Source organism: Pseudomonas sp. P4_C8, assembly GCF_056401975.1.
Window position 1 is genome coordinate 1 of record NZ_JBFUIH010000107.1, and the last position, 1,521, is coordinate 1,521.

Here is a 1,521-nt window from a genome sequence, read left to right on the forward strand (position 1 = left end):
GGCGAGGTGCTCTTCGAGGTGGACCCGGCGCCCTATCAGATTGCCGTCGATCGCGCCCGCGCCGACCTTGAGACTGCACGCCGGCAATTAGGGGCCAGCACCGCGGGGATTGCCTCGGCGCAAGCGACATTGCGCGTCGCCCAGGCCAATGAAACCAAGGCACGTCAGGAGAATCAGCGCCTGGAAGGGTTGTACCGTGAAGACCCAGGGACCATCTCTGTGCGCGTGCTCGAAATGTCACGCACCACCCGCGATGCGGCAGTCAGTCAAACCGCCGCCGCCCGCGCCGAAGTAGAGCGTGCAAAAGAAACAGAAGGTGGCGGTGAAGACGTCAACGCAAAGTTGCGCAGTGCCGCCACTGCCCTGTCAAAAGCCGAACTGGACCTGGCCAACACGCAAACCCGAGCCCGTTCCGCAGGGCTGATCACCGACCTGCGCACCGATGTCGGGCAATTCGCCTCGGCTGGCGGCCCGGTCATGACCCTGATCACCATTCAGGACATCTGGATCACTGCCGACATGACCGAGAACAACCTCGGCCTGGTGCGGCCCGACACGCCGGTGTCCATCGTCCTCGATGCACTGCCGGGTGAAGTCTTCGAGGGCCATGTACGCAGTGTCGGTTATGGCATCAGCGTCGGGCAGCCGACCCCGCCCGGCACTTTGCCCGGTATCCAGAACAGCCGGGACTGGCTGCGACCGGCCCAACGGTTCCCGGTAATCATCGAGTTTTCCGAGCAGTCCATGAGCACACTGCGTGGCAGCGGGAACATTCGTGCCGGCGGGCAGGCTGAAGTCATGGCCTTCCCCTCGGAAGGCAATCTGCTCAACCCGCTCGGCCGGGCCTATTTAGGCCTGATGAGCTGGCTGTCTTATGCCTACTAAACGTTCCCCTCGGGAACAGCGTGCCTTACGGCTGGCCAGTGGCACGGCATTGTGCCTGGCCATCAGTTTCGGCCTGGCTTTGCCGATACCGTTTCTCGCGCCCGTGCTGTGCCTGCTGCTCTTGGCCTCGGTCAATCGCCCGTTGCCCTTAAAGGCGGCAATCGTTCTCGCGCTGGTCGCGATGCTGACCACCGGTATCGGCCTGCTCTTGATCCCGATCCTGCGTTACTACCCGTTGAGCGGCGTGCTGCTGGTCACGGTCAGCCTGTTCATGGTCTTCCGGTGGGGGCTTAGTGGCGGCAATAACCTGATCGTGACCTTGCTGGTGATGGGCCTGACCATGATCTCGTCGGCGGGCGTCGCCGAGTTCGACGCGGCGGCAATGGTCATTGGGGCGCTGGTCAAAGGGCTGTTACTGGCGGTGATGGTGATTGCGATCAGTCATTGGCTTTTCCCCGAGCCTGCCAATGCGCCGGCGCCGCCCGCTGCCCCACCGCCGGTGGGCGAAGAAGCCAGTCGGATTGCGTTGCGTGCAACCTTGATTGTCTTGCCGACGTTCCTGCTGGCAATGATCGACCCGGCGAGCTATCTGCCGATTATCCTGAAGGCGGTCGGCCTGGGTCAGCAATGCAACAC

The 1,521-nt window shown here is 63.1% G+C and carries 2 protein-coding genes; both read left to right on the plus strand.

All coding sequences use genetic code 11. From position 1 onward, the window contains the following. Positions 1-885 (plus strand): HlyD family secretion protein (locus AC1DWM_RS30055; RefSeq protein WP_477796879.1); only part of this gene is annotated, 885 nt, incomplete at its 5' end. Continuing rightward, positions 875-1,521: DUF2955 domain-containing protein (locus AC1DWM_RS30060; RefSeq protein ID WP_477796880.1), on the plus strand; the 647-nt coding region annotated here is incomplete at its 3' end. The genes AC1DWM_RS30055 and AC1DWM_RS30060, both read left to right, overlap by 11 nt.